We start from the raw sequence: 24896 nt of genomic DNA, 5'->3' as shown, positions 1-24896 counted from the left end.
CATAGTCACCCTTTACTTTATTTCTGGCGTCCGCGCTTCATTGTAAGGCGGGCGCTTTTTGTTGTTTCGGACAAATGCTGTGCTCATGCTTTAGAGGCAGCCCCCGATAAGAGGACTTCCATGGCCACTCAGCTCGATTACTACGCAATTCTTGAAGTTTCCCGAACCGCCACGGCTGATGAACTCAAGAAATCCTATCGCAAGCTGGCCATGAAGTATCATCCCGATCGGAACCCGGGGGATGATGCGGCAGAAGCCAAGTTCAAAGAAATCAACCAAGCTTACGATATTCTGAAGGACGAACAAAAACGCGCTGCGTATGACCAGTACGGCCATGCCGCGTTTGAAGGCGGTGGCCCTGGCCCCGGCGGGTTTGACTTTAGCGGTGGTTTTGGTGCCGGTGGTCTGGGCGATATTTTCGAACAGATGTTTGGTGACGTGATGGGCGGCCGCCGTGGTGGCCGTGCCCGCACCGGCAACGATATCCAGACCCATGTTGAAATTACGCTGGAAGAAGCTTTTGCTGGCGTAAAGAAAGATGTGCGGGTGATTACCCGCGTGGCGTGCGAATCCTGCCACGGCACGGGCTCTAACGATGGCGCATCGGGCGTTGAAGTTTGCCCAAGCTGCCACGGTGCAGGCAAGGTGCGGGCGCAGCAGGGCTTTTTTGTTGTGGAACGCCCATGCCCAACCTGTCATGGTGCAGGCAAAGTGGTGAAAAACCCCTGTAAGGTTTGCCACGGTGAAGGCACCATAGAAAAAGAACGCACGGTTGAAGTGCAGATTCCTGCCGGTGTGGAAGATGGCACCCGAATTCGCCTTTCTGGCGAAGGGGAAGCTGGGGGCAATGGTGTGCCGCCGGGTGATCTCTATATCCATATTTCCATAGACGAACACAGTATCTTCCAGCGCGATGGCGCCAATATCTATTGCCGCGTGCCGTTGCGCATGGCGCAGGCTGCTTTGGGCACAGAAATTGAAGTGCCCGTTATTGATGGTTCTCGTACCAAGGTAAAAGTTCCGGCTGGCACGCAAACCGGCGCGCATTTCCGCCTGCGGGGCAAAGGGTTCTCTGTTCTGCGTTCCACAGCCCGTGGCGATATGTACATTCAGGTAACGGTGGAAACACCGCAGAACCTCAGCAAGCGCCAGCGTGAACTGTTGGAAGAATTTGAAAAAGAAGCCGGTGAGGATGTGAAGCAAAGCCCAGAACATACGGGCTTCTTCCGCCGCGTGCGGGACTTTTTTGAAGGGAAGGAATAAGCGCTCATGCGTATCGGTATTGCAGGCATAACGGGGCGCGTGGGCCGTCTTTTGGTAGAAGAAGTGCAGGCCGCAGGGGCAACCCTTTCTGGTGGCACAACACGCAAGCCGGAAGCAGCAAGCGGTTTGCCGCAAGGCGTGGCGCTGTTTAAGGATATGGCGGAGCTTGCAGCCAACAGCGATGTGGTGATTGATTTCACCCATGCGGATACGGTTATCCCTAACGCGCAGGCGCTGGCCGCAGCAGGCACGGCATGGGTGTTGGGCACAACTGGCCTTTCAGCAGAGCAACAGACCGCCGTGAACAAAGCCGCGGAAAAAATTGCTGTGGTGCATGCCGCCAATTATTCTCCCGGTGTTACATTAGTGCAGCGTTTGGCGCAGATGATGGCACGCGCCCTGCCAGCAGACTCCTACGATGCTGAAATTGTGGAAATGCATCATCGGCAAAAGGTGGATGCCCCCTCTGGCACAGCCTTGGCTATTGGTGAGGCCGTAGCGCAGGGCCGCGGTGTTAATCTGGCGGATGTGCGCGAAAGTGGGCGTGATGGCCATACCGGCCCCCGCAAGGAAGGAGCCATTGGCTTTGCGGCCCTGCGTGGCGGGCAGATTGTGGGCGAACATGAAGTATTGTTCACATCTGCAGATGAACAGATCGTTTTGGGGCATCGCGCCTTTGACCGGCGGATTTTTGCCACGGGTGCCGTGCGTGCCGCCAAGTGGGTAAAAGGGCACAAACCCGGCCTTTACAGCATGGAAGATGTGCTGGGGCTGCCTCCGCTCTAATGCCAGCCTAAAGGGGCGGGCAGTGTCCGCCCCGCGTTGGGCGCAAGGCTGAAAACGGCGTTTCTGGCTGGCCTGTTTGGCCAATACTCTTGACCGCTGCTTTCTATCCCTTCATACGACCTCGTCCCCCTTTTTTAGGGCGGGCATCTGTTTCCTTTTTCACAGTGCGTGGGGCAAACGGCACCATCATGCGTAAAGACGGCGATTTTCTGTTTACTTCGGAGTCTGTTTCCGAAGGCCATCCCGATAAAGTTGCTGACCGGATCAGCGATACCGTTCTGGACGCTTATCTTGCGGCAGATCCGGAAGCCCGCGTTGCCTGTGAAACGCTGGTAACCACCAATCGCATCATTCTTGCGGGTGAAGTGCGTGGCCCATCTTCCGTAACATCGGACAAGCTGATTGAACTGGCGCGTGAAGCTGTCAAAGATATCGGTTACGATCAGGAAGGTTTCTCCTGGCGTCATGCGGAAGCTGCGAATTACCTGCATGCTCAGTCTGCCGATATTGCGGTAGGCGTTGATAGCGCAGGTGAGAAAGATGAAGGCGCAGGCGATCAGGGGATCATGTTCGGGTATGCCTCGAACGAAACCGATACCCTTATGCCAGCCCCAATCTACTACGCGCACCGCATTCTGCATGAAATGCGTGATCTGCGCCGTGCGGGTGACCCGATTGTAGCTGGCCTACAGCCGGATGCCAAAAGCCAGGTAACCCTGCGCTACGTAAATGGCCGCCCGGTTGGTGCGACTTCTGTCGTCATCTCCACCCAGCATGATGAAGGCATCAATCAGGAAGAACTGCGTAGCCGTCTGGGCCAGGTGGTTAAGAATGTGCTGCCCGAAGGGTGGGTGCCGCCGGAAAAAGAATTCTACGTCAACCCCACGGGTGTGTTCGTTATTGGAGGCCCGGATGGTGACTGCGGGCTAACAGGCCGTAAGATCATTGTGGACACCTATGGTGGTGCCGCCCCGCATGGTGGTGGCGCATTCTCCGGTAAGGATCCCACGAAGGTTGACCGTTCCGCAGCGTATGCCTGCCGTTATCTGGCCAAAAACGTTGTGGCCGCTGGCTTGGCAGATCGTTGCACCATTCAGCTTTCCTACGCTATTGGCGTGTCTCATCCACTGTCCGTCTATGTGGATCTGGATGAAACCGGCAAGGATGTGGATGAAAACCGTCTGGGTGAAGTGCTGCGTGAAGTTATGGATCTTACCCCGCGCGGTATCCGTAAGCACCTGCGCCTGAACCGTCCGATTTATGCTGTTACATCTGCTTATGGCCACTTTGGCCGCCAGCCGGATGCTAAGCTGGACACCTTTACGTGGGAACAGACCGATCTGGTTGATGCCCTGCGTAGCGCGCTAAACCGCTAAGTTTAGGGCGTTCTGTTCATGGCGGAGGCTAAAGGTTCGGCTGAAAATGGTCAGCCTGTGGTAACAGATGTTAAACCCCCGCCAGAGCGGTTGTATGGCCGCCAGCGTGGGCATCCGTTGCGCCCCCGTCAGGAACGGCTGCTGGATGAAACCCTGCCGCGTATGCGTTTTCCGCTAGAGCGCGCGGCAGATCCGGCTTCTGTTTTCGGCCATCAGCCGGAGCAGATCTGGTTTGAGGTTGGCTTTGGTGGTGGTGAGCACGTGCTTGCCCAAACCAATGCACATCCCGAAGTGGGGTATATTGCCTCCGAAGTTTTCCATAATGGTTTGTGCTCCCTGTTAAGCCGCCTTGTGCCGGTAGGAGAGGAAGCAACTGCACCCGTACCAGATATGCTGCGGTTGTGGGATGATGATGCCCGGCAAGTGCTGAATGTGTTGCCCGATGCGTGTCTGGACAGGTTGTTCCTGATGTTTCCAGATCCGTGGCCCAAGGCACGCCATGCCAAGCGGCGTTTTGTGCATCCGCAAAATGTAGCGCTGGCTGCCCGTGTGCTTAAGCCCGGAGCAGTATGGCGCGTTGCCAGTGATGATCCTACCTATCAGGCATGGGTGCAGGAAGTTATGGCTGCTCAAAATTACTTTGAAGCGCCCGCACCCGTTTTAACCCGGCCAGAAGGTTGGTTTCCCACCCGGTACGAGGCTAAGGCCATTGCCGCTGGCCGACAGCCTATGTACTGGACATTTACCCGCCGCTAAGGCGGGTTTTGTCGTTTTTCACCCTCGGTTGATGGCTTGCATGTGGCATGTGGGTTCATCAGCCCGCATTACGTTTTTGCCATGCGAAAGGTCCGCCATGAGCCAGACGACGCTGCCTATCCGTCGTGCCCTTATTTCTGTTTCCGATAAAACGGGTCTGCTTGATCTTGCCCGTGCTCTTGCAGCGCAGGGGGCAGAAATTCTTTCTACAGGGGGGTCTGCCAAGGCGCTGCGCGATGCGGGCATCCCTGTTACGGAAGTTTCGGATTACACAGGCTTCCCCGAAATTCTGGATGGCCGGGTAAAAACACTGGTACCCAAAATTCATGGTGGCATTTTGGGCCGGCGCGATCTGCCTGCCCATGTGGCCCAGATGGAAGAACACGGCATTGGCCCGATTGATCTGGTGGCCGTGAATTTGTATCCGTTTGAAAAAACCGTGGCTTCCGGCGCAGATGCCGATACGTGCATTGAAAACATTGATATCGGCGGCCCGGCACTTATTCGTGCTGCAGCCAAAAACCATGCCCACGTGGTGGTGCTGACAGACCCAGCCCAGTATGAAGGGTTGATTGATGCGCTGGGCGATGGTGGCACCACGCTAGAAACCCGCCGTGCCTATGCTGGCGCTGCTTATGCGCGCACCGCTGCGTATGATGCCGCCATTGCCGCATGGTTTGCCAAGCAGGCGCAGCAGCCTTTCCCCGAACGCTTTATTATGGCTGGCCAGCGCGCAGAAATCCTGCGCTATGGTGAAAACCCGCACCAGAAAGCCGCTTTCTATCGTGATGGCACAGTGCGCCCCGGTGTAGCAACGGCGCAGCAGGTGCAGGGCAAGTCTCTTTCCTACAACAACATCAATGATACCGATGCTGCGTTTGAGGCTGTTGCCGAATTTGATAGCCCGGCTGTTGTAATTGTAAAGCACGCCAACCCTTGCGGCGTGGCTGTTGCACCTTCCCTAACGGCCGCGTGGGATCAGGCCCTGCGGTGTGATCCGGTTTCTGCCTTTGGGGGCATTGTGGCCCTTAATCGCCCGCTGGATGCAGCCACGGCGGAAAAGATTTCCACCATCTTTACGGAAGTGATTGTTGCTCCGGATGCGGAAGAAGATGCTAAGGCGCTTCTCTCCCGCAAAAAGAACCTGCGTTTGCTGCTGACTGGTGGCCTGCCTAACCCGGCGGCAGAAGGTATTGTAGTGCGTTCCGTAGCAGGGGGTTTTCTGGCCCAAACGCGTGATAACGGCCAGATTAGCCGAGAAGGCCTGAAGGTGGTAACAAAGCGCGCCCCCACGGAACAGGAAATGCAGGATCTGATTTTTGCATTCCGTGTGGCTAAGCACGTTAAGTCTAACGCTATTGTGTATGCCAAGGGTGGTGCCACGGTGGGCATTGGCGCAGGCCAGATGAGCCGTGTGGATTCTGCCCGCATTGCCGCTTCTAAAAGTGGTGAGGCCGCAAAAGCCGCTGGGCTGGACAAGCCGCTGACACAGGGTTCTGTGGCCGCGTCTGATGCGTTCTTCCCGTTTGCAGATGGTCTGGAAACCATTGTTGCGGCCGGGGCCACAGCGGTTATTCAGCCTGGTGGTTCTATCCGTGATAATGAGGTGATTGCCGCAGCAGATGCCGCCGGTATTGCTATGGTGTTTACTGGTATGCGCCATTTCCGCCACTGACACGCTTTTCCCGCTCTTGTGGGAATAACAGTTCGTGGCAGAGAATAGGGCCACGAATCTCACGCAATGCGGTCCCTCGCGCACATATGGGCGGGGGCGGCGTTTCATAATCGGTTGGGCTATGCGCTATCTGCTTTCTTTGTCTGCTGCATTATTCGTGTCTTCCGTGGCTGTAGCTGCGCCGACACATAAAACGCCTGCCTCTAAGGCAGAGTCCTTTTCTGCTCGGCAGACGCATACAGAAAAGCAGGCAGATGGTGTGTACGATCTTTCTGGCCTGCCTTCCTTTAGCGGTAAGGTGGCGCAATTTCTGCCATCTCCGCATGGTGGGGTCTTTGGGCTGGTGCTTGAAGATGGCACGCAGGTTTTTGTCTCTCCCGAACAAACGCATGCATTGGCTGGGCTGGTTAAACCGGGGGATGTTATTTCCATCCGTGGGTTAAAAGGGCGCACGCTGCCTATTATCCGGGCGTTTGGAATTACCAGCCCGCGTGGCCGTGGCATGCAGGATAACTTTATTGCTATGCCCGTGCATTCTACAGAAATGATTGCTGGCCCAGATTTGGTGCTGCACGGCGAAATCTGGCAGCAGCTTTATAATGCCAATGGAGAACTTTCAGGTGTGATTCTGAAAGATCACTCTGTTGTCTGCATTACCCCGCGTGAAGCTACGCGCGTTGCCAATCTGCTTGCTCCGGGGCAAATGCTCTATGCTGTTGGCACAGGTAGCAGTGGTGAACTGGGCACAGCCATTGATGCGCGAGAAATTGGCGCATCAGCCGAAAAAATGGTGGGTATTGCTGTGGGGGATGCCCCGCCACCCGGGCCACCACCCGGCAGCCCGGCTTATGATATTATTCCCGGTGCAGAAGAACACTAAAACCGTCTTTTAGGTGCCCAGTGTAAGCCCAAAGCGGTAACAGCAAACTGTTGCCGGTTTTGTGCGTTAGTCTTTCTACTACAGGCCAGTAACAGTCATGCGTGTTGACGTATGGCCGAAGGGAGAGAGTAGATGGCTATTTTACGCTGGGTTCTGATTTTTCTAATTTTTGCCCTTCTGGCATCCATATTCGGGTTTTCTGGCGCAGCAGGTAATTTTACAGAAATAGCAAAAATTTTGCTGTTTGTGTTTGTGGTGCTGCTGGTGATCAGCCTCTTTTTTGGCCGCACACCCCGAACCTGATTTCAGGCTTTTTCAGATGTGTCATGTGGTGTGCGGTGTGCTGCCGTACACCACAACACACCTGTTATCAGGCAGATAATGGCGCAAAATTCTACAAGGCTTGGCCAGCGATGCGCCCATACAAAGCTGTAAAGTAGAGCAAACAGCGTTTCAAAAATAATCATTTGTCCGGAAAGTGTAAGCGGTAACAGGCGGGAAGCGCGGTTCCACAATCCGTTGGCCACCACAGAAGCCAAAAGAGCCGTTGCGCTGCATACACCCCAAAAACGTGCCCAATCTAACCAAGCATGGGGGGCGGCATGAAAAACAAAAGCAGGAATAACCAGTACAAGAGCCAATGCGCCGGTAACAACACCTGTTAGCAAAGACCAGTCATGATCGCTTACTGTAGAGGTTTTTAACAGCCAGCGTGTGTTTTCAACGGCATATAATGTCCAGGATATCAAAGCCCCCACAGCACAAAATAATCCGATAATTTGCGAAGAAAAAGCAACCGGGTGTACGGGGATGCTTGCAGCATGAGATGTAAAGCTGCGCGAAACAATAAGCAGAATGCCAATAACGCTTAAGCTCATGGGGATGGCAATCTGTTTGATACGGATGTTACTGCCAGCACGTATGCCCATCACCAATACAGCAATGGGTAAAAACCCAATAATAAGTGTGGTTACGGGGCCACCTACGGTTGTAATGGCCGTAGAAAGTAGAATGTAATACAGAATATTTCCCAGAATAGATAAGCGGATGAGCGCATTCCATTCGGCTTTTCCCAGAATATTTTTAAGAATATTCCAACGTGGGAGTAGTAAAATCAGGGAAATGAGGCCGTAAATAATGTAGCGTCCGGCTGTTATTTGCAAAGATGTAAAATCATGCAGCAGTAGGGGGACAATAAATACAGTGCCCCACAACGCACCGCTTCCCATACCATTAAGCACACCAAGGGTGAGAGAGCGGGAAGACGTCATTCTATTCTACCATGCAAAAAAACCGGGAAAAGCCAGTTCCGACTTTAATTTTGCCGGAGAAAGGTTTGTGCCTGTCTAAAAGAGTGTTGTAGCAAAAGCTATGCTTTTTACGGGCATCAGTTACACGCCCGTGTACAACTCGTTGTGTAGAAGTTTAGCCTGCATGGGGCGTGCCAAAGCAATACTTAGCTTTGGCTGGCTTGCTGCTTTTGAGATGCAGCAAGCCAAACTCAAGCGATGCAGATAATTAACCTTCAATCTGGCTGAAATCTGCAATCAGCCGCATCATACGCACAACGCGGGAAAGCAGTTTCAGGCGGTTAAGCCGCAGTTCTGGTTCTGGGGCGTTTACCGTAACCACTTCAAAAAACTTATCCAGCGGTTCACGCAGGCTGGCAGCTTCACGCATAGCATCGGTAAAGCGTTCGGCAGCAAAGTCCTTTTCCACGGCGGGTTCCACACGTTCCAGCGCGTCAAACAGGGCGCGCTCCTCATCCTGTGTGAACAGGGCGGGGTCTGGGTTATCTTCGTGTGGGCCGTCTTTTTTGTCTTCAATCCGCAGAATATTGGCCGCACGGCGCGTGGCGGCCAGCAGGTTCTTGCCGTCTTCCGTTTCCAGCATATCCTGCAAGGCGTGGGCACGGGCTAGCAGGCGCACGATATCCGTATCGGAATTATCGACGGAAATTGCGGCCAGACAGTCATGCCGTGCACCTTCGGAGCGTACCTGCACGCGCAGACGTTCCGCAATAAACTGTGGCAGCAGATCCAGATCAGGCGCATCCTGCAAATCAGCAGGCAGGGCTTCGGCAGCCAGAACAAACAGGCGCACCAGATCAAGCCGCAGATTGTTTTCACGGATCAGGCGGATCACGCCCAATGCGGCACGGCGCAGACCGAACGGGTCTCCCGAACCGGAAGGTTTTTCACCAGCGGCAAAGAAAGCCACCAGCATATCTATCCGGTCGGCCAGCCCCAGCACAACAGAAACCGGCGCAGTTGGCACGGAATCACCGGGGCCGCGCGGGGTATATTGCTCACTAATGGCCTGAGCCACGGCAGCACTTTCGCCATCATGTTTAGCGTAGTAGCCGCCCATTACCCCTTGAAGTTCGGGGAATTCTCCAACCATACCGGTTGTCAGGTCGGTTTTGCTCAGCTCTGCCGCACGCTCGCAATCAGCTTTGGGTGCGCCTACCATATCGGCCAGAATACCGGCCAAACGCACCATACGGCGTGTGCGATCACCCTGTGATCCCAAGCTGGCATGGAAAGTAATGGAATCCAACGCCTTCAGGCGGGAAGCCAGCGTTTGCTTGCGATCCAGATCCCAGAAATGGCGGGCATCTGCAAAGCGCGCACGCAGCACGCGTTCATTGCCGGTAACAATCAGCGTGCCATCATCTGCGGGGATAATGTTGGCCACAAAAGCAAAACGCGGTGCAGCTGAACCATCGCTGTTGCGCAGGGCAAAATACCGTTGGTTCACGCGCATGGAAACCTGCATCACTTCGGCAGGAAGTTCCATAAACTGCGCATCAATTTGGCCAAGGAACGGCACAGGCCATTCCACCAGCCCAGCTACTTCGTCCACCAATCCAGAATCTGGCACAATCTGCAACCCTTCGGAGGCAGCCAGTGTGTTCAGGCCTTCTGTAATGGTTTTACGGCGTTCTGCTGCATCCACCATCACGTGGCGGTCATGCAAGGTTTTCCGCCATTCCGTAGCGCTGGACACAGCCACGGCACCGGGGTTGAGGAAGCGATGGCCTTCCGTAAGGTTGGCAGCCACCAGATTGTGCCCGTTATCTTCACCCTGAGCGAGGGAGAAAGGTATGGCTTCACCATCCAGAATGCACAGAATACGACGTAGTGGGCGCACCCATGTAAAGCTGCTGCCAGCACCCCAACGCATGGATTTGGGCCAAGGGAAGCGCCGCAGCAGATCAGGCAGCACAGCCGCAATATGGGCCTGCGCGCTTACGGCAGGTTCTTCGCGCTCTAGCACCCAAAAGCCGTTTTGTAGTGTTAGGGCATCACGCGTAACACCATGCTTACGGGTAAAGCCATCAAGCGCTTTATCTGGTGCGCCTTCACGCGGGCCGCGTTCAGAAACCGTGCGGCCGGGCACTGTGGCATCAATGTTCAGGCTGGCGGCAATGCGGCGCGGGCCGGTGGCGGCCACGGCATTCTGTGGGTGCAGGGGGGCCAGAGCCTCGGTTAGCAGGCGCAGGAGGTTTTCCCCTGCCTGACTTTGCATCCGGGCTGGAATTTCTTCAGAGAACAGTTCTATCAGCAGTTCGGGCATTATCTTACTTGTCCTCGCCAGCCAGCCAGGTTTCACAGCATAGCTTGGCCAGATTACGCACTCGGGCAATATAGGCAGCGCGTTCGCTCACGCTGATAACGCCGCGCGCATCTAGCAGATTGAACAGATGGCTGGCCTTCAGGCATTGATCATACGCAGGCTGGGCCACTCCGGCTTCGGCCAGCGCCACGCTTTCTTTTTCCGCATCTGTAAAATGCTGGAACAGCAGGTCTGTGTTCGCCAGTTCAAAATTATGGCGGGAGTAATCTTTCTCGGCGCGCAGGAACACATCGCCATAGGTCAGGCCCGCGCCGTTGTAATCCAGATCGTACACGTTCTCCACGCCCTGCACATACATGGCCAGACGTTCCAGCCCGTATGTTAGTTCAGTGGAAGGCAGGGTTACGGGAATACCGCCAACCTGCTGGAAATACGTAAACTGGGTTACTTCCATGCCATCGCACCATACTTCCCAACCAAGGCCCCATGCGCCGATGGTGGGGTTTTCCCAGTCATCTTCCACAAAGCGGATATCGTGCAGTTCGGGGTCAATCCCAATTGCGCGGTAGCTGTCTAGCAGCAGTTTCTGGCTTTCTTCCGGCGTGGGCTTGAGCAGAACCTGATACTGGTAATAGTGCTGCAAGCGGTTTGGGTTTTCCCCATAGCGGCCATCAGAGGGGCGGCGGCAGGGCTGCACATAGGCGGCTTTCCACGGCTTGCTGCCAAGCGCGCGTAAGGTGGTATGGGGGGAAAGAGTGCCTGCACCAATTTCCTGATCATAGGGCTGAAGAATGGCGCATCCCTGTTTGGACCAGAACTGGTGAAGGGTCAGGATAAGATCCTGAAAGGAAAGAGGCCGCTCAGTGGGGCGGGCAGACGCCGGGTCCATGATCAGGGTGCTACTCCGGTAGGTTACGTTATAATGCAGCATATATATGCTGCGTGCGGGCACACCATACAGCCCCATGCGCCGAACCGGAAGAGAAGGCAGGCCATGGTGCAATTCTTCCTGCGCAGGGCTTCTTGCATCGCGCTTGTATCCGCGCCACATCTTGGACAGAGTGTTGGCGTAAAAACAAAGGCTGTAGCCGCCAGCGTTAGGCCCAAAAGGGCAGGGAAGGTATGGGATGAATAACGACGAACGCGATCTGATCGAAAAATTCTTTGCGCGTGTAAGCGGCGCGCCGCAGGGTGGTTTTGCCAGCGTGCCTTCTACGCGGCCCAATCTGCCCCCAATAGACCCGGAAGCAGACCAGTTTATTGCGCAGGAATTCCAGAAATACCCGGAAGCCCGCTACCGTATCACCCAGATGGCAGTTGTGCAGGAAGCCGCGCTGGTAGAAGCGCAAAACCGCATTCAACAGCTTCAGTTCCAGTTACAGCAAGCCCAACAAGCTTTGCAGCAGGCCCAGCAGCAGCAGGGTTCTGGGCAACAGAAATCGGGTGGGTTTTTTAGTGGTTTGTTTGGTGGTGGGCAGAATCCGCAGGCTCAGTCCCAACCGCAGCCAACCGCAGCGCCTCCGGGTTGGGGTGGGCGCCCTGCAGCAGCACCCATGCCGCCGCAATATCAGCCGCAGCCCATGCCTTATGGTATGCGTCCCTCTATGTTTCAGGGTGGTTCGGGCTTTTTGGGCAGTGCACTTTCCACAGCAACAGGTGTTGCTGGCGGTATGATGGCAGCCAATGCGCTCACCAGCCTTTTCAGTGGGCATCATGATGCTGGCGCTGCGGGCGGTGATGCTGGATGGGGTGGCGGCGCAGCCCCTACGGAAACCATTAACAATTATTATGGTGATGCAGGAGCAGGAGCAGCAGGCGCAGATCCTTTTGGTGGGGCAGGTACCAGCGCAGATCCGAATTTTGACGCAAACAATTCTGACTGGGGCGGAGACGCCGGAGATGCAGGCGGAGATTGGGGTGGTGGAGACGATCAGAGCTTCTGATCCACTTACTAAAAAGGGCGGCTTCAAGGCCGCCCTTTTTTATCTGGATACGCTCATTGTTTGCATAAGCTCAAGAATTTTTCGGCGCATTTGCGCGTCTGGAATGCTGTAATACACGCGTACCAGCTCCAGTGTTTCCTGCTTTTTGAATATGTTTTTTGTATCCGATGTAGGTGCTACGCTAACATTCTTGTCCGATGGTGCACCAAAGCTTTTGCGTGTTTCCGAAAAATGTGCCTGCTTATTGGAAACAACTTCCGCAGAATGCATATCATCAAAAAAGAAGCTGATCGGCACATCCAACGCACAGGCAATATGATACAATCGCGAAGCGCCTACCCGGTTTGCTCCACGTTCATATTTCTGAATCTGCTGGAAGGTAATTCCCAAAGCTTCTCCCAGTTTTTCCTGAGAGAGTCCCAACAATGTGCGGCGTAGTCTTATGCGTTTGCCAACATGGGCATCAATGGCACTGGCAGCAGCATGAGGCTGGATCATGGTGGTGTCGATCGGTTCCTGCTCCGTATGTTTCACGCCTCGAAACTTTTCCTGCTTTCACGAGGGAATATGCTCAAGAAGGTTAACATTTTATAAAGATGTTTGCCGTCTCCTCCAAAAGAAAAACAGCGCAGATACCTATTTAAAAGCGAACTGCGCCATAAAACTGAAAAAAACGGTGAACAGGAAACTAAGAAAAATCAGGCTTTGCTGCGCCGGATAGATGCGCCCAGAATCAGCAATGCACAGAATAGTAAAGGAACAGCTTGTCCGTAATGCCCGAAAAACGTGCGAGGAAGGGCCGCAGGCACAGCAGAAACAAGTACACCTGTTTTATCCCACCCCAATTTGGCAAGAAGATGGCCTCTGCCATCAAAGGCAGCAGAAATACCTGTATTGGCAGCTCTTACGATTGGCAGCCCTTCTTCTACAGCGCGTAAGCGCACGGATTCCAAATGCTGGCGTGGGCCTGCACTGTTGCCGAACCATCCATCATTCGTAACATTGGCTAACCAGCGGGGGCGATCATGGGGGTTGGTCACATCGCCCGAAAAAATCACTTCGTAACAGATTAACGGGCCAACGGGTGGAATGTTGGCCAAATGCCATGTTTGTGGGCCAGGGCCAGCAGCCAATCCACCCTGCGGTACAATCTGTAAAGGGATGAAGGAGGGTTGATATTCTCCAAAAGGTACAAGGCGTGCTTTATCATATACGGCGCTTACGGCCCCATCAGGGGCCAAAGCCAAAACGGAATTACGGTAATGCCCGTTATCATCCTGCCGGAGTGCACCAATAATTCCTGCATCGGCCCCAAGAGCCCAATCCATAATAACTTCTCGGGCCTTGGGCGTATCCTGCAACAGATCGTAGCCGGGGAAAGAGGTTTCCGGCCACAAAAACACAATAGGGCGATAAGGTGTGCCAGAGGCTGCCTGCTGAATTTGTAATTGCCGAGCTTGCTGCACGCCTTGGGCTGTTAGGCGTAGGTAGCGCAAAAAGATATCTCTGGGGCGCAACCGGCCTACTTTTTCAGTTTCGGGCACATTGCCCTGAACCATAACAGCTATTGGCCCGGATTCGCCCTGAGGATAAATGCTGTAAAAGCGCGCGGCGCCCACACTAAGCCACAGCACAGAGGCAGCTATACAGCCCATATAAATTCTACGCCGAACTATAGGTATGCAATAAGGGGCTGCCGATTGTGGCGTAAACGGAATGTGCAGATGCAGGTTATCCAATAAGGCGCTGCCACATAGCAGGCTTGCCAATACAAGCGCCAAAGTTAGCCCATCTTCTCCCACCCATGCAGCAGGTTGGATGAGTATGTCCCCAACAGGGCCGGGTATGGCAAGGCAACTGCCCAGTGCATTCCACGTAAAACCGCTGAATAAAAATGTGCGGCCCATATCAAAAATCGTCCATGCTCCGGCAAAAAATGCCAGACGGCGCAATCCTGCGGGCACCAACATGCTGAGTGCGGCCGGTGCCCCCACCATCGGCGCAAGAATAAGGGCACACCCCATGGAAGGGAAAGGCACAAACCACCAGAACTCATCAGCACGAATCAGCACAGCATTAACCAGCCAGTAAAGTCCGGCTGTGTAAAAGCCAAAACCAAACAGGCAGCCAGCCCACGCGGCGTGTTTCCAACTTGTTGTGGTGTTAAGTATCCGGCCGAGTATGCCAAAAGTAAGCAACAATATGAGTAGGAAGTGCAAAGGGGGCAGAGCCAGCGCAGAAAGAGCGCCAACCCCCAGCATAAACCTTATGAAACGCCAATTGTCCCGCCAGCATCGGCGCAGGCGGTTATGCGCCGTTTGAAAAAACGCGGGCAGTTTTACCACGGCGCAAACCTTAGTTTACTGACTGACAGAAAAAGAAAACGGACGTTGAAAAAGCTGTCCGTTATCAGTCCAGAGCATCGCGCAGGCGGCGCTCGTAGTGCCTGTAATATTTATCTGCCAGTAGCTCACTTTTGACCAGAATGGCCACATCCGTAGTGTTGAACTGCGGGTCCACCACCGCGCCATCCCCTACATAACCACCTAGCCGCAGATAGCCTTTAATAAGTGGCGGTAGGCCAGCCAGGCATCGGCGCAGGTTTAGGCTGTGCGGGTCTGTGCGCAGCATTTCCACCTTCCGATCTGGCAAAGCCCGCACACGCAGGGCCGGAGGGGCCAGATGGTTGTGGTACAGGTAGGTAAGCTCATTGGCCATTTTGTCCGGGTCCGTACCCGGCAAGCTGGCGCAACCAAACAGCAGATCAATCTGATGCAGGAAAATGTAGGAGGCAATGCCCCGCCACAGCAGTTGCATGGCTGTGCGCCCACGGTAGTTTTTATCTACGCAGGATCGGCCCACTTCCAGCAATTTTCCGGGGAATTCCTTTAAGGGCGTAATGTCATATTCGCTGGAGGAATAAAAACGCCCGATTTTTTTTGCAGCGTCACTTTGCACCAGCCGGTATGTGCCCACCACGCCTCGTGCGTCCGAGGCAATGGAGTGGTCAATCACCAACAGATGGTCTGCCACATTATCAAATTCATCAATATCGCGTTTAAGGCGTAGGGTTTCGCCTTCTGGGCGGGCCCCCATTTCTTCATAAAAAACGCGGTAGCGCAGGGCTTGGGCTGCTTCCAGCTCGGCCTCTGTTTCTGCAATGCGTACGCTCAGGGTGCCACCACGCAGTTCGGGAAAGCCTTTGCGTTCCAGATCCAGCGCAGAAAGTCCCCCTCCGTTATTGCGCGTTGCACTCATGCAGCATTTCCTTTCTGGCGGGCACGAGAGGATGTTTTGGTGCCCGGCTTTGCAGCGGATTTTTTGCGGCCGAATAGCTCAAGCCGCATGGAAACAAATTCAAAGCCCAACCGATCAGCCACTTTTTTCATCAAAGCTTCATGTTCGGGATCTTCAAACTCTATGACTTTCCCATTATCCACGTCTATCAGATGATAATGGTGCCGCCCATTTTCCGTTGCTTCATACCGTGCGCGCCCACCGCCGAAGTCTCGGCGTTCCAGAATACCTTTTTCTTCCAGAAGCCTTACGGTGCGATACACCGTGGCCACTGAAATGCGGGAATCCAGTGTCAAGGCACGGCGGTACAGCTCTTCCACATCAGGGTGGTCGTCTGCTTCAGACAGAACACGCGCAATCACGCGCCGCTGTCCGGTCATTTTCAGGCCGTGTTCAACACACAGCTGCTCGATCCGCGATTCTGCCGACTGTGCCTTCAAGATCACAAATCCTGCTTTGAGTTACAATTTGTGTTTCAGGTTTCAGGTAGCCGAAAGTGATAGGGTTTGTCCAATTTTACACTCGCTGGCAGTTTTTTTATGCGATGCAGGCCCCTATCTTTTGCAGATGAGCTTACATTTTTCGCCCTTTTATGGAGTTTCTGAATGACCCGTTCTGCTGCATACGTGCCTGATTTTAACGTGCAGGAAGAGCCACGCATTGCCGTTTTGGATATTACAACGGAAAAATGCCCCATGACATTTGTGCGCACGCGTCTGGCGCTGGATGGCCTGCCACCGGGTGGTTTGTTGGCTGTGCGCCTGAAGGGGGAAGAGCCGCTAAAGAACATCAGCCGGTCTGCTCGGGCGCTTGGGCATACCATTTTGTCCGATGTGCCGCAGCCCGATGGCAGTGTGGTGCTCACGTTGCGCAAAAAACAGGAAACGCCTGCTTCGTAATCCGAAGCAGGCGCTCTGTAGAAATGAACTGACGGAAAGAAAGGCGAGAAAAGCCTGCCCGGTCAGTTGTTCATGGCTTCAAAGAAGTCATTGTTGGTTTTGCTGTATTTCAGCTTGTCCAGCAGGAAGTCCATGGCGTCCATCGTGCCCATAGGGGCCAGAATGCGGCGCAGAACCCACATTTTGGACAGTGTAGCCCGATCCACCAGCAGTTCTTCCTTACGGGTGCCGCTTTTGGTGATGTCGATTGCCGGGAAGGTACGCTTGTCTGCCAGCTTACGATCCAGCACCAGTTCCGAGTTGCCCGTGCCTTTGAATTCTTCAAAGATCACTTCGTCCATGCGGCTGCCGGTATCAATCAGCGCCGTGGCGATAATGGTAAGGGAACCACCTTCTTCAATATTACGGGCGGCACCAAAAAAGCGCTTAGGCCGTTGCAGGGCGTTGGCATCCACACCCCCGGTCAGCACCTTGCCGGATGAGGGCACAACGGTGTTGTAGGCGCGTGCCAGACGGGTAATGGAATCCAGCAGGATCACCACATCGCGCTTGTGTTCAACAAGGCGCTTGGCTTTTTCCAGCACCATTTCCGTTACCTGCACGTGGCGGTGTGCGGGCTCATCAAAGGTGGAGGCAATCACTTCACCGCGCACAGAGCGCGCCATGTCCGTAACTTCTTCTGGGCGTTCATCAATCAGCAGAACGATCAGGAAAACTTCCGGATGGTTGGCGCTGATGGAAGAGGCAATGCTTTGCAGCATAACCGTTTTGCCCGAGCGAGGCGGGGCCACAATAAGGGCGCGCTGGCCCATACCAATGGGGGAAACAAGATCAATAACGCGCGGGGTAAAGTCTTTTTGCGCGCTTTTCTTGCCTTTTTCGGATTTGGGTTCCGGGGCTGTTGCCTGGCTTTCCACTTCCATCTGAAGGCGACGTTCAGGGTAAAGTGGGGTCAGGTTATCAAAGTTGATTCGGTGGCGCACAGCATCCGGTGGCTCAAAGTTGATCGTGTTGATCTTGAGCATGGAGAAGTAGCGTTCACCATCACGCGGGGCGCGAATCTGGCCCTCTACCGTATCACCTGTGCGCAGGGCAAAGCGGCGCACCTGTGTGGGGGAGATATAAATATCATCCGGGCCGGGAAGGTAGTTTGATTCGGGGGAACGCAGGTAACCAAACCCGTCGTGCATGATTTCAAGCGTGCCTTCGCCGTAGATCGCTTGGTCGTTATCGGCCAGCGCCTTCAGGATGGCAAACATCATGTCCTGCTTGCGCAGGGATGACGCGTTTTCAATATTCAGGTCTTCAGCGCAGGCCAGAAGATCCGCTGGGGATTTGGCCTTGAGTTCCGCAAGATGCATCTAGGAAATGCCCTGACTGGCAAAAGTTCATAAGGAATATGTCAGGATTTCTCATGCCATCGGCTGCCGGAAGCGCGCGGCTGCGGCAAATAGGCACCTTGCTGGAAGGTGATGCCGGGGCAGAATAATCCAGACTAAAGGGAGGATGCACTGGGCAGGTGAAGTCAGCCAGTACTATTGGGGCCGCATAATAACGGCGGCCAGATGTATCGTCAATAACCTTGTGGTGTGAGCTTCATGGCGTTGGCGCAGGGGTAATGGCTGCATTCCACCCGGCACGGGTCAGCCACACAGTGGAAACCGACATATCGGGGGAAATAAAACTGTTGACCTGAGACCATAGCTGGGAAGGGTGCATGGTGCGTGTAAGCCCACCGGAAATCTGATTTTGTGAGCACGGGCCATTCAGGTGCAGGCTGTCTTCCTTTAGGGTGGTGGTAAGTTGGCACATGCCGGTTTGCCCGCTTTGCAGATCAGGCGCTGTGCCTTCCACATCCGCACTTAACAGCGGGCGCATGGTGCCATCCAGCAGCATCAGCTCCCCCGCTACATGGCCTGCCGTGGAAGGATGGAGCCCAACAAGCAACCGTTTGCCATTGCGTGAAGATACGGCGGCATAGCGTAAGGGTTCGGTGCTCAGATGGTCAAAAAACGCCTGATACCCATTAGGTGGCGGGGCCTGTGTGGGTGTGGAAGATGCAGCCTGTGCCATAGACATGCTACCGATAAGAGAGGCGCAGAAAAAAGCCGTTTTCCAGAGCTGATGCATTTTACTTGATCCCTCCCAGCCAGCCTTTTTTCCAGAACCACAGCAGGGGCAATACAATGGTGGAGGCCATAAGCCCGAGTGAATACCAGTAACCGAAAGACCAGTTCAGTTCAGGCATGTTCTTGAAGTTCATACCATAGATACCAGCAATCAAAGTAGGGGCTACCCCAATAAAGCTGACAACTGTCAGCACCTTCATGACCCCGTTCTGTTCAATGTTAATAAAGCCCAACGTGGCATCCAGCAGAAATTCCACCTTGTCCTGCGCCTGGGAAACATAGGCATCTAGCGAGGAAAGGTCTCGGCTTACTGTGGTAATGCGCATCCGCAGCGGGCTGGAAAGCGCATAGGCTGCGGCAGTATTGCTTTCCCCTTCTTGCGGTACGGAATCCGTGGTGATGTGGCGCGTGCTTAGCATGTATCCGGGGGTGGGGATGGCGCTGGCTGTTTTGCGGCTTTCGCTCAAAAACAGGGCAATGCGCTCCATGCCCAAAAGCGTATCGCGCATACGTGAACACAGATTGCCCGAACTGCCCACGCGCTGGAGTAAGTCACGCTGCCATGATGCAATGTTGCGCATGGCTTGGCCGGATGGACGGGTGCGGAAAATATCGTGCGAAAGAGTATCCAGCAGGTCTCCCACGCTTTCCAGAATATCGGCCAGCCGGTCTACAATGGTTTCAATCAGCGCCACCAGAATTTCCCCCGCATGCAGCATGGTATCATGCTGGGTGTGGAGTGGGGCAGAGGGCGCTGTGGTGGATGCGGGTGTGGGGGCCGGTGTTTCTGGGGTGGGAATGGCATGGGGGGCAGGCATAACCTGCGCATGATCCGCCACAAGCAACGCCACGGTTTCAAAAGACTGGTAGGACTGAAAGCGGATGGTGAACAGCCGGTTTTGCGTCAGAATAAAGCCGACAGGTGTTGTCTGAAATTCCGGGCCGGTTTTCTGCAATAAAGGCGAGGAAAGAAAAGCCGCTCCATCGCGTACGCTAATGCGGGATGAACTTTCAATTTCGTTCAGATCATCCAGCGTGGGAATGGGCTGGCCACATAATTGGGTTGCCAGGGCCTGTTCCTGCGGGGTGGGGTCCAGAAGATCCAGCCATACGGCATCGGCGGCGTCGGCTGCGGTCTCAATAGCCCGTGCGGGCATACCAGGCCGGTGGGCCAGGAACATGCGATTCTCCATTTTGTGTGCGCGCGCTACCGAAGGCAGGCAGGGCCACTGTTTTCTGAACACAGAATGTCAGGTGGCGATATGGGCTGCAAATATTCAACTGTTACAAATTATGCGGCCTTCTACGTGTTTCTGGCAAGGTTACGTGGTTGCAGGGCTGTGCAACGCCTTGCGGTATCTGGTAAGCCTGCGGCTTCGTTATGACAGGCGATGCCAGACTTTTGCATGTCTGGCAGGCGCGGTTTTTCACGCGGTATGGGAGCGGCAGACCAGAAATGGCAGATCCGAAGGAACACGGCACGGCAGCGGTGCAGAGCAATTCCCTCCGGCACCAGCCGGATGAGCGGGGGCATTTTGGTGGGCGTCATGGGGGGCGCTTTGTGGCGGAAACCCTTATGCCTCTCATTCTGGAACTGGATGAAGCCTATAAAGCTGCCAAGGCTGATCCGGCTTTCCGGAAGGAGCTGGATTATTATCTGAAAGATTATGTCGGTCGCCCCAGCCCGCTCTGGTTTGCCCAGCGCATGACAGAAGAACTGGGTGGCGCTAAAATTTTTCTTAAGCGTGAAGAACTCAACCATACGGGTTCCCACAAGCTCAATAACGTTATGGGGCAGATTCTGCTGGCCCGGCGTATGGGCCGCACCCGTATTGTGGCGGAAACCGGGGCCGGCCAGCATGGTGTGGCCACGGCAACCGTATGCGCCCTGTTCGGCCTGAAATGCGTGATCTACATGGGTGCTACCGATGTAGAGCGGCAAAAGCCCAACGTGTTCCGGATGCGTTTGCTAGGTGCGGAGGTCGTGCCCGTTACCTCTGGCGCAGGCACGCTGAAAGACGCCATGAATGAGGCCATGCGGGATTGGGTGGCCAACATTGCTGATACCTACATGCTTATTGGCACGGTGGCAGGCCCACACCCATACCCAGCTATGGTGCGTGATTTCCAGAGCGTAATCGGCACGGAAACCAAAGCTCAGATGAAGGCCGCTGAAGGCCGTCTGCCAGATGTTGTGGTGGCCGCTATTGGCGGCGGCTCTAACGCTATGGGCATTTTCTACCCGTTTCTAGATGATAAATCGGTTCGTCTGATCGGTGTGGAAGCCGCAGGCCACGGTCTGGATAGCGGCAAAACCGCCGCTTCTATTGAGCGCGGACGCCCCGGTGTGCTGCATGGCAACCGCACATACCTGCTTCAGAACGCAGATGGCCAGATTGAGGAAGCGCATTCCATCAGTGCTGGGCTTGATTATCCCGGTGTGGGGCCGGAACATTCATGGCTGCATGATATTGGCCGCGCAGAATACGTAGGCATTACGGATAATGAGGCGCTGGATGCCTTCCAGTTTTGCACACGTATGGAAGGCATTATTCCCGCGCTAGAATCTGCCCATGCCGTGGCTTATGCCGCCAAAATTGCGCCCACCCTTTCCAAGGATACCCTGCTGGTGGTCAACCTTTCTGGGCGGGGTGATAAAGATATTTTCACTGTTGCCGAACATCTGGGGGTCAAGCTGTGAGCCGTATAGCAGCCCGTTTTAAAGCACTTGCCGCGGAAGGCCGCGGTGCGCTTATCCCGTATCTGGAAGCGTATGATCCGGATTGGGATACATCGCTCGAACTGCTGCGGAAAATGCCCGCTGCTGGCGCAGACCTGATTGAAATTGGCATGCCTTTTTCAGATCCTTCCGCCGATGGCCCCGTTATTCAGGCTGCTGCTCGTCGTGGCCTTAAGGCCGGGGCCACGCTGGCAGGCGTGTTGGATATGGTAACGGATTTTCGTCAGCAGGATAACAAAACCCCCATTATCCTTATGGGGTATTTGAACCCGGTAGAATCCTACGGATATGAACGCTTTTGCCGTGATGCTGCTGGCGCTGGCGTGGACGGCCTGATTCTGGTGGATCTGCCGCCAGAGGAAGCCGATGTGCTAGCACCATTTGCCAAGGCAAACGGGTTGGATATCATCCGGCTTGTGGCACCCACCACATCGGATAAGCGCCTGCCTTATGTGCTCTCTCATGCTTCTGGGTTTGTGTATTACGTGAGCATTACGGGCATTACGGGCACACGTTCCGCTACCACGCATGATCTGGAAGAAGCCATTCCGCGCCTGCGTAAGGTAACAAAGCTGCCCATCGCCATTGGGTTTGGTGTGCGTACGCCGCAGCAGGCTGCCAACGCTTCCAGCATTGCAGATGGTGCTGTTGTGGCCTCGGCCTTGCTATCCACCTTGGCAGATACGTTGGATGACAAAGGGCGCGCTACGGCGGAAACTTTGCCACGCGTGTTGGCGCAGATTGAAGATCTGGCAAAAGCCGTGCGCAACGCTGGCGGAAAGGCGGTATGATTCCGTTTTTCCGATTCCAGTAATATCTTGTCCATGACACACGCTTCAGCCGCTCATATTGTTATTGTTGGGGCTGGCCCTGCGGGGTTGGCTGCTGCGGAGTATCTGGCACAGGCCGGTTACAGCGTGCAGGTGCTGGAGCGCATGCCCAGTGTTGGCCGCAAGTTTCTTATGGCAGGGCGGGGTGGGTTAAACATCACGCATTCCGAACCGCATGAGGCCTTGATGCGGCGTTATGGTGTGGCGCAATCATGGTTGCGCCCGGCATTGGATGCATGGACCACGCAGGACATCCAGCACTGGATGGAAGGGCTTGGGCAAGCCCACTTTACGGGGTCTTCTGGCCGTGTGTTTCCTTCGGCCATGAAAGCATCCCCGTTGCTGCGTGCATGGTTGGCGCGGTTGCAGGCGCTTGGCGTTGTTTTTCACACCCGCACCGCATGGAAAGGATGGGATGAGCACGGCCACCTGCTTGTGCAGCGTGCAGGGCTGGATGTACCGCACCCCATGCAGGCAGATGCCACATTACTGGCGCTAGGTGGGGCAAGCTGGCCGCGTTTGGGCAGTGCAGGAGGCTGGGTGCCAGTTCTGGCGCAGCAGGGTGTGAACATAGCGCCCTTACAGCCCGCAAATTGTGGGTTTGAGACAGTATGGTCTGATCTGTTCCGGGAGCGTTTTGCAGGCGTGCCGCTTAAACCTGTGGCACTCAGCTTTGCAGGGCACCGCGTGCAGGGTGAAGTGATGGTAACTGCTAATGGGCTGGAAGGCGGCGCGATTTACGCACTGTCTGCTCCTATTCGGGCTGCCATTGCCGAAGATGGTGTGGTGACCGTGATGGTAGATTTGCGCCCGGATATGCCAGAGCAGGAAGTAGCCCGCCGTTTGGCCGCTACCCGCCCGCGAGAGAGCCTCTCTAATAAATTACGCAAGGCATTGCGCTTACCGCCTGTTGCTGTCGCATTGCTGCGTGAAGGTGGGCAGGATATTCCTTCCTCACCTCAAGTCTTGGCTGCGCGGTTAAAAGCTGTGCCCGTAGTGTTGAGCGCTCCACAACCGCTTGCCCGTGCCATTTCCACTGCTGGTGGGATTACGTCCGATTCCTGCACAGATGGCTTTATGCTGCGTGCAGTGCCCGGTGTGTTTGTGGCGGGGGAGATGCTGGATTGGGAGGCCCCAACAGGCGGCTATCTGCTGCATGCCTGCCTTGCCACGGCGCGCGCGGCAGCAAAGGGCCTACAGGCATGGTTGCAGGATACAGGGGCTAAGCGGTATCCCCTCCAGCCATGAGCAGCATGATCATAATGGGTGAAGTGCCGGGGGGTGGCCCGGCACAATTGGATTTGGCCGAACTTCTGGCCACGCGCCTACTGGTGCAGGGTAATTCTGGGTCTGGTAAATCACACCTGCTGCGGCGGTTGCTGGAGCAATCCGCCCGCATGGTGCAGCAGGCGATTATTGACCCGGAGGGAGATTTTGTCAGCCTTGCGGAAAAATTCGGCCATCTGGTGATTGATGGCGCAGACCATTCCGAAATGGCGCTACATGCGGCGGGTGAACGCATGCGTATGCACCGTGCTTCGGTTGTGCTGAATCTGGAAGGTCTGGATGCAGACCAGCAAATGCGTTGGGCTGCTGCATTTTTGGGCGGCATGTTCGAGGTGCCGCGCCAATACTGGTATCCGGTGCTGGTGGTGGTGGATGAAGCGCAGCTTTTTGCCCCAGCAGCCGCAGGTGAAGTTTCGGACGAAGCCCGGCGTGCATCCCTTGGCGCCATGACAAACTTGATGTGCCGTGGTCGTAAACGTGGTTTGGCCGGGGTTATTGCCACGCAGCGTTTGGCCAAGCTGGCCAAAAATGTGGCTGCAGAAGCCTCCAACTTTCTGATGGGCCGCACATTTCTGGATATTGATATGTCCCGCGCGGCAGATTTGCTGGGGATGGAGCGCAGGCAGGCCGAATCGTTCCGAGATTTAGCACGCGGCACTTTTGTAGCACTTGGCCCAGCCTTGTGCCGCAGGCCAGTGCCGGTGCGTATTGGCACAGTAGAAACAGAAAGCCGCTCTGCCGGGCCGGTGCTTACGCCATTTGAGCCGCCACCAGCGCCTGTGCATGATCTTATCCTGGCCCCCGTGCCTGTGCAGGATATGCCTGTTCGCCCACGCAAAGCGCCTGCACCGCCACCGCCTGATCTGCTAACTCAACTTGCTGCACATGGTGAGGCACAGGCCGCTCAAGCTGAACAGGAAGCCCCCGAAGAAACATCTGAAACCCAAACCGAGCGTGAAGCCCGCATGCGCGCCATTCTGCGTGACATGATGGAAGATGAAGAAGCTGCTTTTCGACCAGCACCCGTTTTGTATCAGGATTTTCTGGTACGGTGCCGGATTGCCGGATTGGGGCGGAATGCGCTGGATATGCGGCGCTTTAACCGGGCTTTGGCCACAGCTCGCAGCGGTGTGGATGAAGAAACATCCACGCAGCCCGAATGGCAGGAGGCCGAAGCTTTGGCCTCCACTTTGCCGGAAGACCTTCAGGCCGTGGGGCTTTTTCTGGCACGTGCCGCCTTGGATCGGCTGCCATGTCCATCTGATGCCGCTATTGCGCGAGTGTACGGCACGGTTTCAAAGGGGCGTGCGCGCCGTCTGCTAGGGTGGTTAGAAGACCAGAATCTGATTGTATTGCGTGCAGATGGTATGGGCCGCCGTGTGCTTACTTTTATCGGCACAGGGTGGGAAACGCTGCCCGGCAACGCAGATGGCTGAAAAAACCACACCTGTTAGAC

General features: G+C 55.2%; 23 protein-coding genes. 13 read left to right on the top strand and 10 right to left on the bottom strand.

Annotated elements, in window-relative coordinates:
- Positions 1-120 precede the first annotated feature (120 nt).
- The 7 genes from dnaJ (at position 121) to FKW19_RS00810 (ending at position 7039) form a co-directional block, all read left to right on the top strand.
- Complete coding sequence (dnaJ, locus tag FKW19_RS00840) at positions 121-1263, top strand: molecular chaperone DnaJ (RefSeq protein ID WP_006116844.1); 1143 nt, start codon at positions 121-123, stop codon at positions 1261-1263.
- Between the two features lie 6 nt (positions 1264-1269).
- Positions 1270-2049: a 4-hydroxy-tetrahydrodipicolinate reductase gene (gene dapB, locus FKW19_RS00835; RefSeq protein WP_006116845.1), complete on the top strand. Its 780-nt coding sequence runs from the start codon at positions 1270-1272 to the stop codon at positions 2047-2049.
- A gap of 188 nt (positions 2050-2237) precedes the next feature.
- Positions 2238-3425 carry a methionine adenosyltransferase gene (gene metK, locus FKW19_RS00830; RefSeq protein ID WP_089178458.1) on the top strand — a complete coding sequence of 396 codons (1188 nt, stop codon included), beginning with the start codon at positions 2238-2240 and terminating at the stop codon, positions 3423-3425.
- Positions 3426-3443: 18 nt separating this feature from the next.
- Positions 3444-4181 (top strand): tRNA (guanosine(46)-N(7))-methyltransferase TrmB, encoded by a 738-nt coding sequence (locus tag FKW19_RS00825; protein WP_006116847.1) that lies wholly within the window; start codon positions 3444-3446, stop codon positions 4179-4181.
- A gap of 97 nt (positions 4182-4278) precedes the next feature.
- A complete protein-coding gene (gene purH / locus FKW19_RS00820; RefSeq protein ID WP_089178459.1) occupies positions 4279-5856 on the top strand; it encodes a bifunctional phosphoribosylaminoimidazolecarboxamide formyltransferase/IMP cyclohydrolase in 1578 nt (525 codons plus the stop codon).
- Positions 5857-5977: 121 nt separating this feature from the next.
- Positions 5978-6736, top strand: a complete 759-nt coding sequence (locus FKW19_RS00815; protein WP_063353402.1) for an OB-fold nucleic acid binding domain-containing protein — start codon at positions 5978-5980, stop codon at positions 6734-6736.
- Between the two features lie 132 nt (positions 6737-6868).
- Positions 6869-7039 carry a DUF1328 domain-containing protein gene (locus FKW19_RS00810; protein ID WP_003623804.1) on the top strand — a complete coding sequence of 57 codons (171 nt, stop codon included), beginning with the start codon at positions 6869-6871 and terminating at the stop codon, positions 7037-7039.
- Positions 7040-7041: 2 nt separating this feature from the next.
- Here FKW19_RS00810 and FKW19_RS00805 read toward each other — a convergent pair whose 3' ends face one another.
- From FKW19_RS00805 to FKW19_RS00795, 3 genes are all read right to left on the bottom strand, one after another.
- A complete protein-coding gene (locus FKW19_RS00805) occupies positions 7042-8007 on the bottom strand; it encodes a DMT family transporter (RefSeq protein ID WP_089178460.1) in 966 nt (321 codons plus the stop codon).
- Between the two features lie 247 nt (positions 8008-8254).
- Positions 8255-10315, bottom strand: coding sequence for a glycine--tRNA ligase subunit beta (gene glyS, locus FKW19_RS00800; RefSeq protein WP_089178461.1), 2061 nt, complete (start codon positions 10313-10315; stop codon positions 8255-8257).
- Positions 10316-10319: 4 nt separating this feature from the next.
- Positions 10320-11366 (bottom strand): glycine--tRNA ligase subunit alpha, encoded by a 1047-nt coding sequence (locus FKW19_RS00795; protein WP_193561036.1) that lies wholly within the window; start codon positions 11364-11366, stop codon positions 10320-10322.
- A 76-nt stretch (positions 11367-11442) separates the two neighbouring features.
- Between FKW19_RS00795 and FKW19_RS00790 the strand changes: the two genes are divergently transcribed.
- Positions 11443-12258: a DUF2076 domain-containing protein gene (locus FKW19_RS00790; protein WP_089178462.1), complete on the top strand. Its 816-nt coding sequence runs from the start codon at positions 11443-11445 to the stop codon at positions 12256-12258.
- A gap of 39 nt (positions 12259-12297) precedes the next feature.
- Here the strand turns inward: FKW19_RS00790 and FKW19_RS00785 are convergent, their stop codons facing one another.
- The 4 genes from FKW19_RS00785 to FKW19_RS00770 all read right to left on the bottom strand — a co-directional run bounded on the left by FKW19_RS00785 (position 12298) and on the right by FKW19_RS00770 (position 16001).
- A complete protein-coding gene (locus FKW19_RS00785) occupies positions 12298-12792 on the bottom strand; it encodes a helix-turn-helix domain-containing protein (protein ID WP_006116854.1) in 495 nt (164 codons plus the stop codon).
- Between the two features lie 164 nt (positions 12793-12956).
- Positions 12957-14603: an apolipoprotein N-acyltransferase gene (lnt, locus tag FKW19_RS00780; RefSeq protein ID WP_089178463.1), complete on the bottom strand. Its 1647-nt coding sequence runs from the start codon at positions 14601-14603 to the stop codon at positions 12957-12959.
- Positions 14604-14667: 64 nt separating this feature from the next.
- Positions 14668-15516, bottom strand: a complete 849-nt coding sequence (locus FKW19_RS00775; protein WP_035351195.1) for a GNAT family N-acetyltransferase — start codon at positions 15514-15516, stop codon at positions 14668-14670.
- On the bottom strand, positions 15513-16001 hold the full coding sequence (locus FKW19_RS00770; protein ID WP_006116856.1) for a Fur family transcriptional regulator: 489 nt from the start codon (positions 15999-16001) through the stop codon (positions 15513-15515). Before FKW19_RS00770 ends, FKW19_RS00775 begins: the two co-directional genes overlap by 4 nt.
- A 159-nt stretch (positions 16002-16160) precedes the next feature.
- On the opposite strand from FKW19_RS00770, the gene FKW19_RS00765 reads away from it, so the two are divergent.
- Entirely contained in the window at positions 16161-16454 is a 294-nt protein-coding gene (locus FKW19_RS00765; RefSeq protein ID WP_003623789.1) for a sulfurtransferase TusA family protein, read from the top strand.
- A gap of 62 nt (positions 16455-16516) precedes the next feature.
- Here FKW19_RS00765 and rho read toward each other — a convergent pair whose 3' ends face one another.
- From rho to FKW19_RS00750, 3 genes are all read right to left on the bottom strand, one after another.
- Positions 16517-17815: a transcription termination factor Rho gene (rho, locus tag FKW19_RS00760; RefSeq protein WP_035351198.1), complete on the bottom strand. Its 1299-nt coding sequence runs from the start codon at positions 17813-17815 to the stop codon at positions 16517-16519.
- Between the two features lie 235 nt (positions 17816-18050).
- Positions 18051-18584: a hypothetical protein gene (locus FKW19_RS00755; RefSeq protein WP_089178464.1), complete on the bottom strand. Its 534-nt coding sequence runs from the start codon at positions 18582-18584 to the stop codon at positions 18051-18053.
- Between the two features lies 1 nt (position 18585).
- Positions 18586-19776 carry a magnesium transporter CorA family protein gene (locus tag FKW19_RS00750; protein WP_193561037.1) on the bottom strand — a complete coding sequence of 397 codons (1191 nt, stop codon included), beginning with the start codon at positions 19774-19776 and terminating at the stop codon, positions 18586-18588.
- Between the two features lie 188 nt (positions 19777-19964).
- Here FKW19_RS00750 and trpB point away from each other — a divergent pair, with 188 nt between their 5' ends.
- From trpB to FKW19_RS00730, 4 genes are read left to right on the top strand one after another with little or no spacing between them, the layout of a single operon-like run.
- Positions 19965-21284 (top strand): tryptophan synthase subunit beta, encoded by a 1320-nt coding sequence (gene trpB / locus FKW19_RS00745; RefSeq protein WP_006116859.1) that lies wholly within the window; start codon positions 19965-19967, stop codon positions 21282-21284.
- Positions 21281-22114, top strand: a complete 834-nt coding sequence (trpA, locus tag FKW19_RS00740) for a tryptophan synthase subunit alpha (RefSeq protein WP_063353407.1) — start codon at positions 21281-21283, stop codon at positions 22112-22114. Before trpB ends, trpA begins: the two co-directional genes overlap by 4 nt.
- A gap of 33 nt (positions 22115-22147) precedes the next feature.
- Positions 22148-23401 (top strand): TIGR03862 family flavoprotein, encoded by a 1254-nt coding sequence (locus tag FKW19_RS00735; protein WP_089178465.1) that lies wholly within the window; start codon positions 22148-22150, stop codon positions 23399-23401.
- A complete protein-coding gene (locus FKW19_RS00730; protein ID WP_089178466.1) occupies positions 23398-24876 on the top strand; it encodes an ATP-binding protein in 1479 nt (492 codons plus the stop codon). Before FKW19_RS00735 ends, FKW19_RS00730 begins: the two co-directional genes overlap by 4 nt.
- Positions 24877-24896 lie beyond the last annotated feature (20 nt).

This window comes from Acetobacter sp. DmW_125128 (assembly GCF_008704325.1).
GTDB lineage: Bacteria > Pseudomonadota > Alphaproteobacteria > Acetobacterales > Acetobacteraceae > Acetobacter > Acetobacter oryzifermentans.
This window is presented reverse-complemented; position numbering and strand designations above follow the sequence as displayed.